This is a genomic window from Pseudomonas sp. HMSC066A08 (assembly GCF_001813025.1).
GTDB classification, from domain to species: Bacteria; Pseudomonadota; Gammaproteobacteria; order Pseudomonadales; family Pseudomonadaceae; genus Pseudomonas; species Pseudomonas aeruginosa.
Genome location: NZ_KV811219.1, coordinates 1 through 542, shown reverse-complemented (window position 1 = coordinate 542; position 542 = coordinate 1). Strand labels below are relative to the sequence as shown.

The window sequence follows — 542 nt, the reverse complement described above, 5'->3', positions numbered from 1 at the left end:
TTTTGCGGCCTTGCGTGCCTTACGGAAATTGCGGGCAAAGATCAGCCGCTCCGCTGGCACCGGCTTTTCGTTTTCGTTGCTATCGGTGTCGCGTCGGCTAGGCATTCGGCGTGGCACCTCCCTTGGTGTTGGTTGAACATCGCGCCATCGAACAGAAGGACAGACGCATGAAATTACTTCATCTTAGCAAAAATGGTGCCCTAAGCGGAGGGATTTTGTCTATGACTCAGCGCAGGATCGGCACCAAAAAGGAGAGTTCCGAATGAACGGGCCTAAACCAATTAGTGACATTGTAGGGGGCAATCTGCTGGCCAGACTGGAGCAGACGCACCAGAGGTATCGTGAAAAAGTGGAGGCCGCAGCCCTGCCCGGCGAGACGTTCGAGCAAGCCGAGAAGCGCCTACGTGAAGAAGGCGAGCGCGAACAGAGGCGGAAAAGCAACGAGGTTGCCCAGCTACAAGCCGAGGCAACTATGGCCGCACAGTTGCGCGATAGAAGCCCTATCCCGCGAAGCCCAATCCCTAACACATCGTCCCCCAGTG

General features: G+C 56.5%; 1 pseudogene. It reads left to right on the top strand.

What is annotated here, in order from left to right:
• Nucleotides 1-262 precede the first annotated feature (262 nt).
• Nucleotides 263-542: pseudogene (locus HMPREF2886_RS34800) on the top strand (replication protein RepA); the annotation flags it as partial.